Genomic DNA, 16,655 nt, shown 5'->3' on the forward strand with positions numbered 1-16,655 from the left:
GCGAAGTCATGCAGGTTTTTGGCCAGGTTCCGAACCCGGTCCGGATCTCCGGGGGTTGGGTCCTTGTCCAGGTCCAGGACATGCCAATCCGCCGGCCGATTCCCCGCCATCCCGCAACCCCCGTCATGCGTCCCCCGCTACCTGCTCAGTGCGGGGTGCAAAGTTACTAGGTTTGCTGATGGGGAGGGTGGTCGAGGGGGATTGGTTACCAGATACGTACGTCCAGGCCGGCGAATCCTGCGGCGGTGCGGGCCAGTGTTCCAAGGTGGTGAAGTCGATGGCCTCGTCGGCTTCCTTGTCACCTGTAGGGCAGCGACCCCCGGTGTCGCGCTAGTAGTAGAGGCCGCAGGCCCGCGACTCGGGGAGCTCGTGGCCCGTGATCTCGTGCTCCGACGCGTCCGCGTCCGGCATCGCGTACCGCTCATCGATCCTCGCGGCCGCCTCCGCCCCCGTGGCATCCCGAAGAGCTCCACCATGACGTCCGGCAACTCGCGGTAGTACTCCAGCATGGTGTCGCTCATGGTGTCGCTCAGGGGTGCGAGGAACTCGTGCGGTGCGGCATCTCCCGGGGCGAGGGAAAGGGGCAAGTGCTGCCGTGGCGGCCGTTCTTGGCGACACGTCCCGGTGAATCCCGCGAGCGCCGGTTGTGCGACCAGCGCACTCCGCTCGTCACAGCTCTTGTGACGTTGCTTTCGGCATCGCCCGGGATCCGTATTCTCTGGATCATGGCTGCCCCCCTTGCATATTCACTCATCGCCACTGACCTGGACGGAACGCTGCTGCGCGGCGACGACACCGTCTCCGACCGGTCGTTGGCCGTGCTGGCGGCGACGGCGGCGGTGGGGGCGCATCACCTGGTGGTGACCGGGCGGCCCGCCCCACGGGTGAAGCCGCTCCTCGACGATCTGGGGAGCGGGGGCCTCGCCGTGTGTGGGCAGGGGGCGCAGTTGTACGACTCCGGGGCCGACCGCATGATCTGGTCCGTGACGCTCGACCGCGAGCTCGCCGAGGCCGCGCTCGGGAAGATCGAGGCGGAGGTGGGGCAGGTCTACGCCGCCGTGGACCAGGACGGCGTGGACGGGCTCACCCTCATCGAGCCCGGATATCTCATGCCGCACCCCACCCTGCCGGCCGTGCGCGTGCGGGGGCGCGACGCGCTCTGGGCGGAGCCCATCAGCAAGGTGCTGCTGCGCCATCCCGAGTTGACCGACGACGAGTTGGCCGCTGTCGCGCGCGATGCGGTCGGGCCCCTCGCCACCGTCACCATGTCCGGCCCCGGCACCGTCGAACTCCAGCCGCGTGGGGTGACGAAGGCGACCGGGCTCGCCCTCGCCGCCGAGCGGCTCGGGATGGCGGCGCACGACACCATCGCTTTTGGGGACATGCCCAATGACGTGCCGATGTTCGTGTGGGCGGCCCGCGGCGTCGCCATGGCCAACGCCCACCCGGACCTCAAGTCGGCCGCCGATGAGGTGACTTCGTCCAATGAGGATGATGGGGTGGCCGTCGTGCTTGAACGGTTGTTCCAGTAGAAAAGGAAGCTCGCTAGCCCGCCGTCCTCGGGATGCGCTTCTCCCAGGTGCGGTGGAAGACGACCTCGTCGCCGTCCTTGCACACCACCTCGTTCGACGTGATGAAGTCCGTCGCGTCGCACGTGATCTCGGAGCGGGAGTTGATCGATACGTCCCACGCCATTTCCGGGCGGTGCAGGCGGATCGTCCAGTCGGAGCGGGTGCGGGCGCTGAGGGGATCGGACTCGTTGATCGTGTACGTCTCCACCGCGTCCTCGGTGAATTCGAGGCCGTCGGGGTAGACCCGCGTACCGCCGTAGCGCGGGTCCACCTCCATGCGCCATTCGCCCTTCGCCACGTCGCGTACGACCAGGCGCTCGGGGCGCAGTTCGTCGAGGGTCGAGGGGTGGACGACCCCGAGCGGTTCCGACTGCTCAGGGGCGGAGAAGGTGATCGAGGGGTCCAGTTCGCCCTCCCGCACTGGAAGTTCCAGCGCGCTGCCCGCCGGGTCAAGGACGAAGCCCGCCGAGTCCGCCTGCGGCCAGATCCACGGCCAGTACGCCGACGACACCGCGAGCCGGATGCGGTGCCCCGGCGGGAACGTGTGGCCGATCGCGTTCAGTTCGAAGGTGACATCTTCCGTCTCTCCCACCGGCCACGGGTCCACCCTGTCCCTGCCGTTGCGCGAGGAGAGGTTCAGGACACCCCGCGTCACGAGCGTCGACGAACCGTCCGGGGCCACGTCGCACACCCGCGCGATCGCCTGGCCGGACGGGGCGTCCATCGTCAGGCGCAGCGTCACCTTGGGGCGGCCCAGGATGCGTACGGCCGAGGGGACCTCGAACTCGAAGCACGCCGACTTCGCGTCCTCGTCCCGCTGGTCCGGCGGCAGGTCGGCGTCGTTGCCGAAGGGGAAGTAGCGGCCCGCGTCCAGGCCCGTGTGCTGGGGGGAGTTCACGATCAGCGGGGTGCCCTGGAGGGCGTACGCGGTCGGGGTGACGTTCGGGGACGGCCAGGAGGGGTCACCCACCCAGCCGCCCGGCAGCTCCGGGTAGACCGTCGCCGGCGGGTGGGATTCGCTGATCCAGGAGCGGAGCTTCGGCTCGGACATCACGTCGTTGTCGATGCCCTTCAGGTGGTGGTCCCACCAGCGCAGTGTTTCCTGGAGGAAACCGATCGCCGGGCCCGGCGGAAGGCCACGGTCCGGGTACTGGTGCGACCACGGGCCGATCAACCCCCGTACATCTCCCGGCAGATGCTCGACCAGGCGCAGGACCGTGTCCCGGTAGGGGTCGTGGAAGCCGCCCACCGCGAGCACCGCCGCGTTGATCGCCGAGTAGTCCTCGCAGACGCTGCCGTGCTGCCAGTAGGCGTCCCGGGTCTGGTGGTCGAGCCAGGTGTGGATGAAGGGGTCCACGGCTTCGAGGCGGCTCAGCCACATCTCCCGCCAGCGGTCGCCGACGAACAGCGGGTCCGGGGGGCGGGAGACGAAGGCGAGCATCGTCGCCGCCCACGCGTGCATGTCCACGGCCAGGACGGAACCACCCATGTAGTGCACGTCGTTGTCATAACGGTCGTCCGCGGAGCAGACCGTGATGATCGCTTTGAGCGGCTCGGGCGCCAGGGCCGCGATCTGGAGGGAGTTGAAGCCGCCCCAGGAGATGCCGAACATGCCCACCTTGCCGGAGCACCAGGGCTGCGCGGCGAGCCAGTTGACGACCGCCACCCCGTCGGCAAGCTCCACGGCGTCGTACTCGTCGCCCGGCATGCCCTCCGAGTTGCCGTGGCCCCGCACGTCCACGCGCACGGAGGCGTAGCCATGGCCCGCGTACCAGGGGTGGCGCTGGAAGTCGCGCGGCGCTGTCCAGTCGCTCAGCCGGTAGGGGAGGTACTCCAGGAGCGCGGGGACGGGTTCGTCCGTCACCGGGCGCCAGATGCGCGCGTACAGCTTGGTCCCGTCCGGGAGGGGTACTTGGACGTCCTCGCGGGTGGTCTCGTACGGGAAGGAAGTGCGAATCTGCATGGGGGGAACCTCAGTGTCCTCAGTGGACGGGGTGCATGGTGCGGCGCAGCCACGGGGCGAGCAGGATGACGACGACACCGGCGGCCACCGCGATCGCGCCGTTCACGCCGAAGTACGCCGGGTTGGAGACCTCTCCGTACAACTTCACGACCTGCGCCTGGATGCCGTTGGCGAGGGCGAGCGAGAGGAACCAGAGGGCCATGGTCTGGCTGGCGAAGGCCTGGGGGGCGAGCTTCGTCGTGGCGGACATGCCGGAGGTCTCCACGAGGATGTCGCCGAGGCCGAGCAGCAGGTACGAGCCGACGATCCACCAGACCGCCATCTTGTACGTGTCGTCGCCGTGCCCGGAGGTGGGAAGGACCATCAGGAGGAACGACAGGCCGCCCAGGATCACGCCGAACGCGATCTTGTTGGAGGCGTGCGGCTGGCTGTGGCCCATCCGGGCCCAGACCGCGGCGACGACGGGGGCGAGCGCGACCTCGAAGGCGCCGAGCGCGGAGGCGTACCAGCTGGCGGGGAAGGTGAAGCCGAAGATCGCGGTCTCGGCGTTCGTCGACGCGAGCAGGATCATCGTCGAGTACGCCTGGAAGAGGATGAAGTTGAAGACGACCGAGGCGAGGAAGAGCACCACGTACGGCTTGAGACGGCCGCGTTCCTCGGACGTCACCCGTGGGCTGCGGAACATGACCACGAAGTAGACGATGGGCGCGATCACCGAGACGACGGTGAGCAGGTCGACGAAGCGGTCCATCGTCAGCCAGCCGACGGCGGCGAGCACACCCGCGAGAGCGGCGAAGGCGAGGATGCCCACGACGATCAGGACGACCGCGCGGCGCATCGCGTCCTTGGGCAGCGCGAACTCTGCCGACGCCTTGCGTCCGGCGAGGTGACGACGGCCGAGGACGTACTGGATCAGGCCGAAGGTCATGCCGATCGCGGCCGCGGAGAAGCCCCAGTGCCAGCCCTTGTGGTCGCCGAGCCAGCCGGTGATCAGCGGTCCCGCGAAGGCGCCGATGTTGATGCCCATGTAATACAGCGCGAAGCCCGCGTCACGCCGGTCGTCGTCGGTGCGGTAGAGCTTGCCGACCATAGAGGCGACGTTCGGCTTGAGCAGGCCGGTGCCCGCGCTGATCAGGCCGAGGCCCACCCAGGTCATCGTCGCCGTCGGGACGGCCATCGAGTAGTGGCCGCAGGCGATGAGGATGCCGCCCCACAGGACCGCGCGGTACGAACCGAGGATGCGGTCGGCGAGCCAGCCGCCCGCCACCGACACGAGATAGACGAGCGTTCCGTACGCCGCCGACACCGAGGCGGCGGTTCCGGAATCCATGCCCATTCCGTCGTTCGCGACGGAGTCCGCGAAGTACAGGACGAGGATGGCCTGCATGCCGAGGAACGAGAAACGCTCCCAGACCTCGAGACCCGACAGGGTGAGCAGGCCGCGCGGCTGCCCGAAGAAGGCGTGGTCGTCACCGGGCGGTGGCTCCGTCGGCGGCTCCGCGGGCGGTTCGGTGTCGGGCTCAGTGCGGGACAAAGGTTCTGCTCCCGGTAGTTCTCGGACGTATCAGCTGATCAAGAACATACCGGTGGTCACCGCACGTCGCCTGGGCGGCATTGCACAGGCGGGTGCCCACTGTGATCGAAAGGCGACCGGATACGCTGACTTGAGTGATGGCAGCGACACATCGACAAACCGTGTCATCGAAGCGATCATCACGCAAAGATCGACCGAGTGATGATCGACTGAGTGACCGACTTGTGATCGTCAGCAGACAGGAGAACCCCTCGTGACCGTCGTCGGGCCCTTCGGCCTCAGCGTGCGGGACCAGGCTCTCGAAGCCGATGTCCAGGCCGGATTGGTGGCCGTCGAGGAAGGTCTGCTCGACGCCACCAAGAGCGGGGTCCCCTTCATCACGGAGGCTGCTCAGCATCTGGTGCGCGCGGGCGGCAAGCGGTTCAGGCCGCTCCTCGTGACGCTCGCCTCGCAGTTCGGCGATCCGTACGCACCGGGGATCGTGCCCTCCGCCGTCGTCGTCGAGCTCACGCACCTCGCGACGCTCTACCACGACGACGTGATGGACGAGGCGGACGTGCGCCGCGGGGTCGAGAGCGCCAACCAGCGCTGGGGCAACTCCGTCGCCGTCCTCACGGGTGATTTCCTGTTCGCCCGCGCCTCGTACATCCTGGCCGACCTCGGCCCGGACGCCGTCCGCATCCAGGCAGAGGCGTTCGAACGCCTGGTGACCGGCCAGATCCTGGAGACGGCGGGCCCGAGCGAGGGCCGCGACCCGGTCGACCACTACCTCGACGTGCTCGGCGGCAAGACCGGCTCGCTCGTCGCTGTGGCGTGTCGTTTCGGCGCCATGATGTCGGGCGCCGACGAGACCGTCGTGGACGTCCTGACCCAGTACGGCGAGCGGCTCGGCGTCGCCTTCCAGCTCGCCGACGACGTACTGGACATCGCGTCCGACTCGCGCGAGTCCGGCAAGACCCCGGGCACTGACCTCCGTGAAGGCATCCCCACCCTTCCGGTCCTGCGCCTGCGCGAGCGGGTGGCGAAGCTCGGGCTCTCCGAGGACATCGCCCTGTGCGAGCTCCTGGACTCGGACCTGACGGACGACGCGCGGCATGCGGAGGCGCTGGCGCGGCTGCGGGTCCACCCTGCCCTTGAGCAGGCGCGCAAGGACACCGTGCGGTATGCGGAGGAGGCGCGGGACACCCTCGCGCCGCTGCGGGACTGCGACGCGAAGGCGGCGCTCGTCGAGCTCTGCGACCTGGTGGTGCACCGGGCGGGCTGAGACCGGCCGGGTGTGACCGGCCGGGTGTGACCGGCCGGGTGTGACCGACCGGGTGTGACCGACCGGGTGTGACCGACCGTGTGTGACCGACCGTGTGTGACCGACCGTGTGTGACCGACCGTGTGTGACTGAGGTCACATTCTCCTGCTCGGCCCTGGATTGAGTCCGGGATCGGAGTCATTGCGTACCTATGCCCGGAAGCCGACGCAGTGGGGCGTCGGCTCGGGTACGGGGAGTTTCGGATGATGAGCACTCGGGGCACTCTCGGCGCCTTCGGCTCTGCTGCCGTGGTCGCCGCGGCGGGCGTGGCGTTGGCGGCGCCGCCCGCAGCCGCGCACAGTGGCGGTGACACCGGCGGGGCGATCTTCGCGGCGAGCATGAACGGCGTGAACGAGGTGTCCGTGCGGGGCGGCCCCGCGGTGGGCGACAGGGGCGGCCGGGCGCTGGAGTTCATCGAGGTCAAGGGCGACAAGGTGTCGGTCACGGTCAAGTGGCGCGGGACCGGCAGGCCCACCGCCCTCCACATCCACCAGGGCGCCAAGGGCACCAACGGCAGCGTCAAGATCGACTTCACTGAGCTGCTCGGCCAGGGCAACGGCAACGGCAACGGCAACGGCAACGGCAAGGGCAACGGCAAGGGTGGCGGCAGGGCCAACCGCGTCACGGGCACGGTCAAGGTCGACGACGCGGCGCTGCTCAAGCAGTTGAAGGCGAACCCCGGCGGCTTCTACGCCAACCTGCACACCGCCCAGTTCCCCGGCGGCGCGGTACGCGGCCAGCTCCACGAGGTGACCACGGACTTCGACTTCCGCGACGCGGCGGCCAACTTCCAGACGCCCGTGGTCCGGGGCAAACAGATCTACGAATGCAAGAAGGCCGAGGACGGCTCCGGCACGTTCGCCTTCGCGCAGCGTGACGTGCGCGCCCGGCTCGGCGCCGGCATCGGGCACGACTTCGTCGCCCCCGGCTCGGGCGCCCCGCGCTGGACCGCACCCGACCGCAGCCAGATCACCGGCAAGCTGATCTCCAGGACCCCGAACGGCGACCGGAACATCCCCGAACTCGACCTGGCGGCAACGCAGACAGGAAAGCCGCGGGGGCTGCTCGCAGGCACCGCGGAGATCCTGCGCCTGAACACGGTGGGCGGGGTCGCACCGGCGGGTGAGTGCGAGCCGGGCGCCATCGCGAGCGTGCCGTACAAGGCGGATTACGTGTTCGTGCGGCGCTGAGTCCTGAGTCGGGCACGACTGCTTGTGCGGCCCATCCCCTACTGGTTGGGGGAGGTGCCGCCTGTCCGTGTCATCCCACAGCAGTACGTGGAGTTGCTCCCGGGGTCTGACGCTTCTGGCTGGCCGATTTGGTCGTATGGAGAACAACAAGGTCCGGCAAGAACAACCACTCCTGACCTATTCGGGTGAGAATGGCGGCGCGGAGTGGACGCACGCACGTACTGGGAAGGCCGCCGCCGACCACGGAGGTAGGGCACACAATGGCACCGTACGAACCGGAGCAGAACACCAGCGAGACCGGGGAGACCGGGGAGCTGCGCGCGGGCCGCCGCAAGGCGGCGCGTTACGTGGTTCCCGTCGCGGTGGCGGGGGTGGCGGCGGCGACCATCGGGCTCGTCCCGGCGCTTGCCACGTCGGGCGACCCCAAGCTGCCCGATGTCACCGCGCAGGAACTCATCGAGAAGATCGCCGCGTCGGACACGGAGCAGCTCTCGGGCACCGTGAAGATCAGCACCGACCTCGGCCTTCCGTCCTTCGGCGGCGACATGGCCGGCGGCTTCGCCCCGGGCAACGGCGAGGGCGGCGAGGGCGGCGGGGACGGCGACGGCTCGGCCGCGGACCCGCAGTCCAAGCTGATGGAGCTGGCCACCGGCACGCACACGCTGCGCGTCGCCGCCGACGGCCCCGACAAGCAGAAGCTGTCCGTCCTGGACGACGCGGCCGAGTACAGCCTGATCCACAACGGCGACGACGTGTGGGCGTACGACAGCAAGTCGAACGAGGTCTACCACTCCAAGTCGGCGGGCGAGGCCGGGGACTTTGGCAAGGACTCCGGCAAGGACTCCGGCAAGAAGGGCCTCCCCAAGGACGTCCCGACCACTCCCAGGGAACTGGCCGACGAAGCACTGAAGGCGGCCGACGACACGACGTCGGTGAAGGTGGACGGCACCGCGCAGGTCGCGGGCCGTGACGCCTACCGCCTGGTCATCAAGCCCAAGCAGTCCGGATCGACGGTCGGCCAGATCACGGTCGCCGTGGACGCCGAGACCGGTACGCCGCTGAAGTTCACGCTCACCCCGGCGGGCGGCGGCAGCGCGGTTGTCGACGCGGGCTTCACCAAGGTCGACTTCGACAGGCCGGAGGCGTCGACCTTCGACTTCACGCCGCCCAAGGGCGCGAAGGTGACGGAAGACGCTGACGCCAAGGCCGAGAAGCACGGCTTCAAGGACGGCCTGAAGGGCTCCGCGGGCAAGGAGCTCAAGGGCAAGGAGTTCAAGGGCGAGGAGTTCAAGGGCGAGGAGGACCTGAACGGCCTGAACGTCATCGGCAAGGGCTGGAGCTCCATCGCCGAGATGGAACTGCCGGGCGGCCAGGGCATCCCGTCGGGCGGCTCCGACGATGTCCCGCCGGACGCGCAGCGGCTCCTCGACTCGCTCGGCGACAAGGTGTCGGGCGACTTCGGCTCGGGCACGGTCTTCAAGACGCGCCTGATCAACGCCCTCATCACCGAGGACGGCAAGGTCTACGCGGGCGCGGTCACCAAGGACGCGCTGGTGAAGGCGGCGAACGCGGCGCACTAGCGTGCTGCGGCAAGGCGATTGAGCGGCGGGTCCGAGGTGCCGGACAGGTACCTCGGACCCGCCGTCACGACTTCGAGCGGGGGAGGCAAGGTGTCGGGCAGCAGCGGCAGTGCGGCGGAGAGCGTCATCCAGACCTCCGCCCTCACCAAGCGCTACGGCAAGCAGCTCGCCGTGGACCGCCTGAGCCTCACCGTCCCCGCGGGCAGCGTCTTCGGGTTCCTCGGACCGAACGGCTCGGGCAAGACGACCACCATCCGGATGCTGATGGGCCTGATCGAGCCGACTTCCGGCCAAGCGCGGGTCCTGGGCAGCGCGATGCCGCAGGCGACCCGCACCGTGCTCCCGCACGTGGGCGCGCTCATCGAGGGCCCTGCCCTCTACGGCTTCCTCTCCGGCCGCGACAACCTCCTGCGGTACGACGCCGCCGACCCGACCGCGGACCCGCGCACCCGCGGCGCCCGCGCTCGATCGGCCCTGGACCGGGTGGGGTTGAGCGCCGCCGCGGGCAAGAAGGCGAAGGCGTACTCGCTCGGCATGAAGCAGCGCCTCGGCCTCGCGGCGGCGCTGCTCCAGCCACGCAAGCTCCTCGTACTCGACGAGCCGACCAACGGCCTCGATCCACAGGGCATGCGTGAAATCCGGGCGCTGGTGAGGGAGTTGGCGTCGGAGGGTACGACCGTTTTTCTCTCCTCGCACCTCCTGGACGAGATCGAGCAGGTCTGTACGCATGCCGCGGTGATGGCCCAGGGCCGCCTGATCACCCAGGGTCCCGTCGCCGAACTCGCCGCCGGTGCGCGGGGGCGTCTTGTCGTGACGACGCCGGACACGGGTGACGCGGTCCGCGTCCTGAAGGAGCTCGGAGTGACGGATCTCGTCGTGGCGGAGGAACGCGTCACGGGCGAACCGCCGGGTGCGGAGGCCGGCACGGACCTCGCGGAGCTGAACGCCGCCCTGGTCGGGGCGGGCGTACGAGTACGGGGCTTCGGCGTCGAACGGGCCTCGCTGGAGGACGCGTTCGTGGCACTGACGGGGGAGGGGTTCGATGTCGCGGGCTGAGGCGGTGCCTGCCGCGGACGGGACCGTCGGCGTACGAGAAGTGAGCGGCCCACGGGAAGTCCGGCGGATCTGGACCTTCGGGCTCTTCCGCAGCGAGCTCGGCATCACCTTCCGCCGCTGGCGCACCCTCGCCCTGCTCGGCGTGCTCGCCGCCGTGCCGATCCTCGTGGGCGTCGCCGTCAAGGTCGAGACCAGCGACGGCTCGACGATGGGCGGGGGAGGTGAGGGCGGGGGCCCGGCGTTCATCGCGCAGGTGACGAACAACGGCCTCTTCCTGGTCTTCACCGCGCTTGCCGCGACTCTCCCCTTCTTCCTGCCCATGGCGGTCGGCGTCGTCGCGGGCGACTCCATCGCGGGCGAGTCCAGCGCGGGGACGCTGCGCTATCTCCTGGTCGCCCCCGCGGGCCGGACGCGCCTGCTGCTCGCCAAGTACGCGACAGCGATGACGTTCTGCCTGGTCGCGACGCTCGTCGTGGCCCTCTCCGCGCTCGCCGTCGGGGCGTTGCTCTTCCCGGTCGGCGAGGTCACCACGATCTCCGGCACCCGGATCGGCTTCGGCGAAGGGCTGTTGCGCGCCCTGCTCATCGCCCTCGTGGTCGCCGCGTCACTGATCGGTGTGGCGGCGCTCGGTCTCTTCGTCTCGACGCTGACCAGCAGCGGCATCGCGGCGATGGCGACGACCGTCGGCCTGCTCATCACGATCCAGATTCTCGACCAGATCCCCCAACTGCACGCCATCCAGCCGTACTTCTTCTCGCACTACTGGCTGTCCTTCGCGGACCTGATGCGCGAGCCCGTCTACTGGGACGAGCTGGTCAAGAACCTCGGCCTCCAGGGCCTGTACGCGGTCCTGTTCGGCTCGGCGGCGTGGGCGAGGTTCGGGGCGAAGGACATCACCGCGTAGGGACATCACCGCGTGGGGACATCACCGCGTAAGGACATCACCGCGCGGAGCGCCCCGCGGCGGTCTGCGTGTCAGCTGTCGTACGGGTAGCGGGCGAGCGGCGGCTCCTGCGCGAAGAACGTCTTGGCGCGGGCGAGGGCATTCGTGTCGTCGAGCACGTTGCCCGGCCGGGAGCCGTTGCCGAGCAGGACGCCGCCGAAACGCATCGGGAAGAAGGCGGCGGTGTGGTTCAGCGTTCCGATGAGCGGCTCCGCGACCTCCTCCTCGCTGTGGGCGAGCACCGTCACACCCCACAGGGTGCGGCCCTTCAGAGAGTTCTTGAAGTCGATCTCCGGGACCTCCAGCCACGCGTCCCAGTGGTCGAGGTAGCGCTTGGTGGTGGCCGAAAGCGAGTACCAGTACAGGGGCGAGACGATGACGATGTCCGTGGCATCGAGGGTGGCGTCCAGGAGCAGCGCCTCGTTGTCGCCGACGGGCCGGGGGCGGGCGCGGGGGCGGGTGCTGTCGTGGCGCAGGTCCTCGAAGTCGGGCAGCGGGTGGTCGGCGAGGTTCAGCCAGCGCTGCTCGACGTCCGACGGGAGCTGCTCGGCGGCCTTGCGGGCCAGGCTCTCCGTGTTGCCATCGGGGCGGGCGCTGCCGAGCACGAACAGGAACTTGCGGGTCATGGTGGTCCCCCTGGGTGTGAGGCGTGGCGGCGCACGGCCGCCAGGGCCGTACAATTACCTGCGTCTGCACTATATGCATGCGCAGGTAATTGCGTCCAGGGGGTACCCGAGCCGGGGTGCGGCGCCCTCAGGCGGAGAGCCCCCACACCGCGTGCGCCACGGCGTCGCTGTTGTGGTTGAGCGCGGTCCCGTCGATGTTCGACTCCGTGTCGCACGCGGAGTGGTAGCACTTGTCGAACGGCTCACCGGCGGTGCCGCCCCAGTTCTGGGCCTGCTCGGCGGTCTTCTTGTAGTCGGCGCCGCTGAACAGCCCGCCGACCGGGATGCCCGCGTCCTTGAACGGCGCGTGGTCCGAGCGGCCGTCGCCCTCCTCGTCGGGCTCCGTGGTGAGGTCGAGGCCGGCGTAGAAGTCCTTGAAGGTCTTCTCGATCGCGGGGTCGTCGTCGTAGACGAAGTAGCCCGGGTTCGGGGAGCCGATCATGTCGAAGTTCAGATAGTCCTTGATCTTCGAGCGCTCGGCGGCGGGCAGCTTGTCCACGTAGTGCGAGGAGCCGACGAGACCCAGCTCCTCCGCCCCCCACCAGGCGAACCTCAGGTGCTTGGTGGGCTTGTACTGCTCGCGCGCCACGGTGAGCGCGGTCTCCAGGATCGCGGCCGAACCGGAGCCGTTGTCGTTGATGCCGGGGCCCGAACCGACGCTGTCGAGGTGCGAGCCCGCCATGACGACCTGGTCGGCGTCGCCGCCGGGCCAGTCGGCGACGAGGTTGTAGCCGGTCTTGCCGTTGGAGGTGAACTCCTGGAGCGAGGTGGTGAATCCGGCTGCGTCCAGCTTGCCCTTCATGTAGTCGACGGAGGCTTTGTAGCCCGCGCTGCCGTGGGCGCGGTTGCCGCCGTTGGACGCGGCGATGGACTGCAGCTGCGAGAGGTGGGCCTGGACGTTGGCCACGGAGATGTCGGGGGCGGCGGCGGTGGGGGCGGGGGCCGCGGAGGACAACGCGCTGGTGGTGAAGAGTCCGGTGACGGCTATGACGGCCGCTGCCGTGGCGCGACCGGGAACGGAGAGCTTCATGTGGGGGCTCCGTGTTCTGTTGGATCGTTCGTTCTGTGGGGGGTTCGCGAGGTTCGGGGCGTTCGGGAGTTCGGGGGAACACCAATTCCATGAACATCGAACGGAATTGGCGTGCCTGATGGTGCGGGTGACCTTGACCGTGCGTCAAGAGCGCATAACGGGCGACGCGTTCCGCAGGGCGGTCGTCGGCGGCACGAGCACCGTCCAGCCGGGGGCGTAGGTGCCCGGGACGGGGTGGCGCCGCCAGTCGCGGGCCCAGCGCGGGGGTGGCTTCTCGCGCAGGATCAGGGCGGCGGGCTGCCGCCTGTCGCCGTGGCGGGCGGCCGAACATCCGGAGACGTAGGCGATCGGGATCACCGAGGTGTTGCCCTTCAGCAGGCAGGGGGCGCGGACCCCGTTCTCGTACAGGACGTCGGTGATGCGGCCCCAGTCGCCGCGGGCGCCGGCTTGGATACGGGCGTTGCCGAAGGCGAGCGGGAGTTGGACCGCCAGGTGAGCGACGAGGAGGACGGCAAGGCCGACGGCGGCGGCGCGCTGTGCGGTGGTGGCGTGCTTCGCCCGGTCGGCGAGGGCGAGGAGGCCAAGCGCGGCGGGGATCGCGAGGAGGGCGTGGGTGGGGAGGAGGAAGCGGGGGGCTCCGTAGGGGACGAGGAGGAAGTAGGGCAGGGCCGCGCACACAGCGGCGGCCACGGCCGGCCAGAGCGCGCGACGGGTCGCCTCCGGGGTGGCGCCTGCGGCCCCCTGCCTTGTCCGCCCCGTCGCGTCTACCGTCCTCCCGGTGGCCCAGAGCCCGGCGGCCACGAGTAGCGGCAGCAGGATCCACCACTCCGCGGCCACGATTCTGAGCTGGTCGGTGCCGCACGGTCTGCAGAGCAAGGGGCCGTCCAGGGCGGTGAATTGGGCCTCGATGGCGGCCAGGGGGCGCAGGCCGCCCTGCACGTCGCTCGCGACGGTGAGCCGTTCGCGTACGCCGCCGAAGCGGACGTACGCCTCGATGGCCCACGGCAGCAGACCGGCCAGGACGCCACCCGCCACGGCCAGTACGCGCCCCCCTGTCCGCCAGGCGGGCACGAGCAGGGCGGCGGCGAGCAGCGGGACGGCGACGGCGGCGCCGTCGTTGGGGCGCATGAGGGCGGCGAGGGCGAGCCCGGCCGCGATCCCCGCGAGGGCGAGGCGTCCGGGACGAGCCCCGACGAAGAGCCCGACCGCCGCCGTGACGCCCATGGCGGTGTAGTGGTTCGGCATCGCGGCGTTCGCGTAGAACAGCGCGAACCAGAGGCTTCCGTAGAGCCCGGCGGCCACGCCCACGGCGGCGGGACGGTGCGCGATGACGCGCAGCCAGGGGCGAAAGCCCAGGTAGAGGGCGGCGGTCGAGAGCAGCGTCAGCCACACCCTGAGCAGGGCGGTCGAGTCGCTCCAGGTCGCCACGGGGGAGATGAGGAGCGGGACGCCACGGGTGCGGGGAGCGCTGAACGGGGTGGCGGGCGCGTACGGCGGGAAGCGGCTCGCGTAGACGATCTCGTCCCAGCCGAGGGACAGGGTGAGGGGGACGAGGGTCGACGAGAGGAGGGCGAAGGCGGCGCAGGCGGCGAGGAGAGGGAGGTCGTCGCGGCCAAGGATGCCGCGGGCGGAGAGGCGGCTCGGGAGGCGGCCGGTCACACGCGTAGTCGCGGACACGAAGGTCTCGACCTCCCGCCAGGCTCGGTCAGATCATGTCGCTTTCGATCACTTCTGTTCCCTTACGGGTGAAGGTAGCGACGATGACGCCCGAATCGCAGGAGGTGGGGCCGACGTGTTTCGCCCGCGGCCCGACGGCGCCTCCCGCCCGACCGGTCACCCCACAGCCCGCAGCGAGCCGGGCCCCGGCCGCCCCGCGGTCAGCGAGGCGCGGTAGCCGCTGGGTGTGACGCCCCGCGTTCGCTTGAAGGCGTCACTGAAGCCGAACGCGTCGGCGTAACCGACCTGCCCCGCCACGGACGCCACTGTCACGCCCGGCTCGGCGAGCAGCTCGGCGGCGAGCGTCATCCGCCACTCGGTGAGGTACGCCATCGGGGGCCTGCCGACCAGCTCGGCGAAGTTGCGGGCGAAGGCCGCGCGCGACACCTGCGCGCGCGTGGCTAGCGACGCCACCGTCCAGGGCCGCGAGGGCTCGTCGTGCATGGCGTGCAGGGCGGGGCCGACCACCTCGTCGCCGAGCGCGCGGTACCAGGTGGGCGGGCAGGCGTCCGGCAGGTCGAACCAGTCGCGCAGGGTGCAGGCCAGCATCCAGTCGAGCATCCGGTCCATCACGTACTGGCGCCCCGGCCGGTCCGCGGCCACCTCCGCGGCGATCAGCTCCAGGATGGGCAGGCAGTCGTCGCCGGACGGCACCACGAGGAGCGGCGGCAGCATGCTGATCAGGCGGCGCCCCACCGCGCCGTCCAGCTGATAGGCCCCGGTGATGAGCTCGCTCTCGCAGCCGTCCTCCGTGGAAGCCAACGTGAACGGCGCCGTCGTACAGACCACGGCCGCACCGCCCTCCCGCAGCGTGCGCGGCTCACCCGACGCGGCGGCGACCCGAGCCGTGCCGTGCACCATCGCGATCAGCGTCAGGGCCGCGCCCTCGGTGTGGCCGGTCTCCCAAGGCCCGGTCAGCACCGTGCGGTTGAACAGCGCGCCGTCCGCACGCACCCCTCGCAGCAAATCCCCCAGAGCGTCCATGCGCCCACCGTAGACGGCGCCGCGAGCGCGTGGACGTACTCCCATGCGGGTGAGACGAGCGCCCATGTGCCCAGCTCCGCCGAGGGAGTTGGCTGTACCCATGACCGACAACGCGAAGAACACCCAGGCCGGCGACGCGAAGAACATCCCGGCATCCGACGCCCTCATCCTCGTCCTCGGCGCCACCGGCAAGACAGGCCGCCGCGTGGTGGCCCGGCTGCGGGAGCAGGGCCACGCCGTGCGCGCGGCGTCCCGCTCCGGCGAGACCCGCTTCGACTGGTACGACCGCGCCACCTGGGCCCCGGCCCTGGAAGGCGTGTCCGCCCTCTACCTGGTCGGCCCGCCCGAACCCGGGCCGATCGCCGACTTCGTCGACCGGGCGGCGGCGGCGGGCGTACGCCGCTTCGTGGTGCTGTCCGGGCGGGGCGTCGAGGTGTACGGAGACTCCTTCGAGCCGTCCATGGCGGAGGCCGAGCGTGTGGTGCGCGAGGCGGGCGTCGACTGGACGGTGATCCGCCCCAACAACTTCTCGCAGAACTTCGACGAGGACATCTTCGCCGCGCCCCTGCGCGAAGGCCGCCTCGCGCTGCCCGTCGGCGACGTGCCCGAACCGTTCATCGACGCGGACGACATCGCGGACGTGGCCGCCGCACTGCTCACCGAGGAGGGGCACACGGGCCGGGTCTACGAACTCTCCGGGCCGCGCGCACTGACCTTCGCCGAAGCGGTCGCGGAGCTGTCGGACGCGTGGGGGCGGCCGATGCGCTTCGAGCACATCACGGCGGACGAGTACGTGACCGAGCTGACCGCCGCCGATGTCCCCGCGGAACCGGCGCGAGCCCTCGCGAACGTCTTCGCCTGGCTGGCCGACGGCTACAACGCGGCCCCGGTGAGCGGCGTACGCGACGTACTGGGCCGAGAGCCGCGCGACTTCACCGTGTACGCGGAGGGGGCGCGAGAAACGGCACGCTCAGCCACAACGAGCCCACAGAGGTAAACAACAGCCCGCGGCCCAGCGCCGGAAGGGACGCGGGAAACCGCGTGCTCAGCCACGACGGACCGGCGGACAAATACGGCGGCCGGCAGCTCCGCGCCCAAAGGGGGCGCGGGGAACTGCGCG

General features: G+C 70.3%; 13 protein-coding genes. 7 read left to right on the forward strand and 6 right to left on the reverse strand.

Features of this window, described 5'->3' with window-relative positions:
* Nucleotides 1-725: 725 nt before the first annotated feature.
* Nucleotides 726-1,532: an HAD family hydrolase gene (locus ACZ5WE_RS21755; protein WP_467691397.1), complete on the forward strand. Its 807-nt coding sequence runs from the start codon at nucleotides 726-728 to the stop codon at nucleotides 1,530-1,532.
* Nucleotides 1,533-1,545: 13 nt separating this feature from the next.
* Here the strand turns inward: ACZ5WE_RS21755 and ACZ5WE_RS21760 are convergent, their stop codons facing one another.
* Together ACZ5WE_RS21760 and ACZ5WE_RS21765 are read right to left on the reverse strand one after the other, a co-directional pair.
* On the reverse strand, nucleotides 1,546-3,534 hold the full coding sequence (locus tag ACZ5WE_RS21760; RefSeq protein ID WP_467691399.1) for a CocE/NonD family hydrolase: 1,989 nt from the start codon (nucleotides 3,532-3,534) through the stop codon (nucleotides 1,546-1,548).
* A 19-nt stretch (nucleotides 3,535-3,553) separates the two neighbouring features.
* The gene (locus ACZ5WE_RS21765; RefSeq protein WP_467691400.1) at nucleotides 3,554-5,068 is read right to left on the reverse strand and encodes a peptide MFS transporter; all 1,515 of its coding nucleotides are present in this window, start codon (nucleotides 5,066-5,068) and stop codon (nucleotides 3,554-3,556) included.
* A 253-nt stretch (nucleotides 5,069-5,321) separates the two neighbouring features.
* On the opposite strand from ACZ5WE_RS21765, the gene ACZ5WE_RS21770 reads away from it, so the two are divergent.
* From ACZ5WE_RS21770 to ACZ5WE_RS21790, 5 genes are all read left to right on the forward strand, one after another.
* A complete protein-coding gene (locus ACZ5WE_RS21770) occupies nucleotides 5,322-6,332 on the forward strand; it encodes a polyprenyl synthetase family protein (protein WP_467691401.1) in 1,011 nt (336 codons plus the stop codon).
* Nucleotides 6,333-6,574: 242 nt separating this feature from the next.
* A complete protein-coding gene (locus tag ACZ5WE_RS21775) occupies nucleotides 6,575-7,561 on the forward strand; it encodes a CHRD domain-containing protein (RefSeq protein ID WP_467691403.1) in 987 nt (328 codons plus the stop codon).
* 260 nt (nucleotides 7,562-7,821) lie between these two features.
* Complete coding sequence (locus tag ACZ5WE_RS21780) at nucleotides 7,822-9,141, forward strand: LolA family protein (protein WP_467691405.1); 1,320 nt, start codon at nucleotides 7,822-7,824, stop codon at nucleotides 9,139-9,141.
* A 90-nt stretch (nucleotides 9,142-9,231) separates the two neighbouring features.
* On the forward strand, nucleotides 9,232-10,197 hold the full coding sequence (locus tag ACZ5WE_RS21785; RefSeq protein WP_467691406.1) for an ABC transporter ATP-binding protein: 966 nt from the start codon (nucleotides 9,232-9,234) through the stop codon (nucleotides 10,195-10,197).
* The gene (locus ACZ5WE_RS21790) at nucleotides 10,184-11,101 is read left to right on the forward strand and encodes an ABC transporter permease (protein ID WP_467691408.1); all 918 of its coding nucleotides are present in this window, start codon (nucleotides 10,184-10,186) and stop codon (nucleotides 11,099-11,101) included. Before ACZ5WE_RS21785 ends, ACZ5WE_RS21790 begins: the two co-directional genes overlap by 14 nt.
* Before the next feature lie 71 nt (nucleotides 11,102-11,172).
* Here the strand turns inward: ACZ5WE_RS21790 and ACZ5WE_RS21795 are convergent, their stop codons facing one another.
* The 4 genes from ACZ5WE_RS21795 to ACZ5WE_RS21810 form a co-directional block, all read right to left on the reverse strand.
* Nucleotides 11,173-11,766 carry a flavodoxin family protein gene (locus tag ACZ5WE_RS21795; protein ID WP_467691409.1) on the reverse strand — a complete coding sequence of 198 codons (594 nt, stop codon included), beginning with the start codon at nucleotides 11,764-11,766 and terminating at the stop codon, nucleotides 11,173-11,175.
* 127 nt (nucleotides 11,767-11,893) lie between these two features.
* Entirely contained in the window at nucleotides 11,894-12,835 is a 942-nt protein-coding gene (locus ACZ5WE_RS21800) for a M28 family metallopeptidase (protein WP_467691411.1), read from the reverse strand.
* Between the two features lie 144 nt (nucleotides 12,836-12,979).
* Complete coding sequence (locus tag ACZ5WE_RS21805; protein WP_467691413.1) at nucleotides 12,980-14,512, reverse strand: hypothetical protein; 1,533 nt, start codon at nucleotides 14,510-14,512, stop codon at nucleotides 12,980-12,982.
* A gap of 156 nt (nucleotides 14,513-14,668) precedes the next feature.
* Nucleotides 14,669-15,535 carry an AraC family transcriptional regulator gene (locus ACZ5WE_RS21810; RefSeq protein ID WP_467691414.1) on the reverse strand — a complete coding sequence of 289 codons (867 nt, stop codon included), beginning with the start codon at nucleotides 15,533-15,535 and terminating at the stop codon, nucleotides 14,669-14,671.
* Nucleotides 15,536-15,635: 100 nt separating this feature from the next.
* Here ACZ5WE_RS21810 and ACZ5WE_RS21815 point away from each other — a divergent pair, with 100 nt between their 5' ends.
* A complete protein-coding gene (locus ACZ5WE_RS21815) occupies nucleotides 15,636-16,532 on the forward strand; it encodes an NAD(P)H-binding protein (RefSeq protein WP_467691416.1) in 897 nt (298 codons plus the stop codon).
* Nucleotides 16,533-16,655: the final 123 nt, after the last annotated feature.

The sequence above is a fragment of the Streptomyces sp. NPDC033180 genome (assembly GCF_055577645.1).

Bases quoted from the DNA above. Each gene is read 5' to 3' on its own strand.
- ACZ5WE_RS21815 (WP_467691416.1), top strand. From the start codon at position 15,636: ATGACCGACAACGCGAAGAACACCCAGGCCGGCGACGCGAAGAACATC.
- ACZ5WE_RS21795 (WP_467691409.1), bottom strand. From the start codon at position 11,766: ATGACCCGCAAGTTCCTGTTCGTGCTCGGCAGCGCCCGCCCCGATGGC.
- ACZ5WE_RS21775 (WP_467691403.1), top strand. From the start codon at position 6,575: ATGATGAGCACTCGGGGCACTCTCGGCGCCTTCGGCTCTGCTGCCGTG.
- ACZ5WE_RS21760 (WP_467691399.1), bottom strand. From the start codon at position 3,534: ATGCAGATTCGCACTTCCTTCCCGTACGAGACCACCCGCGAGGACGTC.
- ACZ5WE_RS21810 (WP_467691414.1), bottom strand. From the start codon at position 15,535: ATGGACGCTCTGGGGGATTTGCTGCGAGGGGTGCGTGCGGACGGCGCG.
- ACZ5WE_RS21780 (WP_467691405.1), top strand. From the start codon at position 7,822: ATGGCACCGTACGAACCGGAGCAGAACACCAGCGAGACCGGGGAGACC.
- ACZ5WE_RS21790 (WP_467691408.1), top strand. From the start codon at position 10,184: ATGTCGCGGGCTGAGGCGGTGCCTGCCGCGGACGGGACCGTCGGCGTA.
- ACZ5WE_RS21800 (WP_467691411.1), bottom strand. From the start codon at position 12,835: ATGAAGCTCTCCGTTCCCGGTCGCGCCACGGCAGCGGCCGTCATAGCC.
- ACZ5WE_RS21755 (WP_467691397.1), top strand. From the start codon at position 726: ATGGCTGCCCCCCTTGCATATTCACTCATCGCCACTGACCTGGACGGA.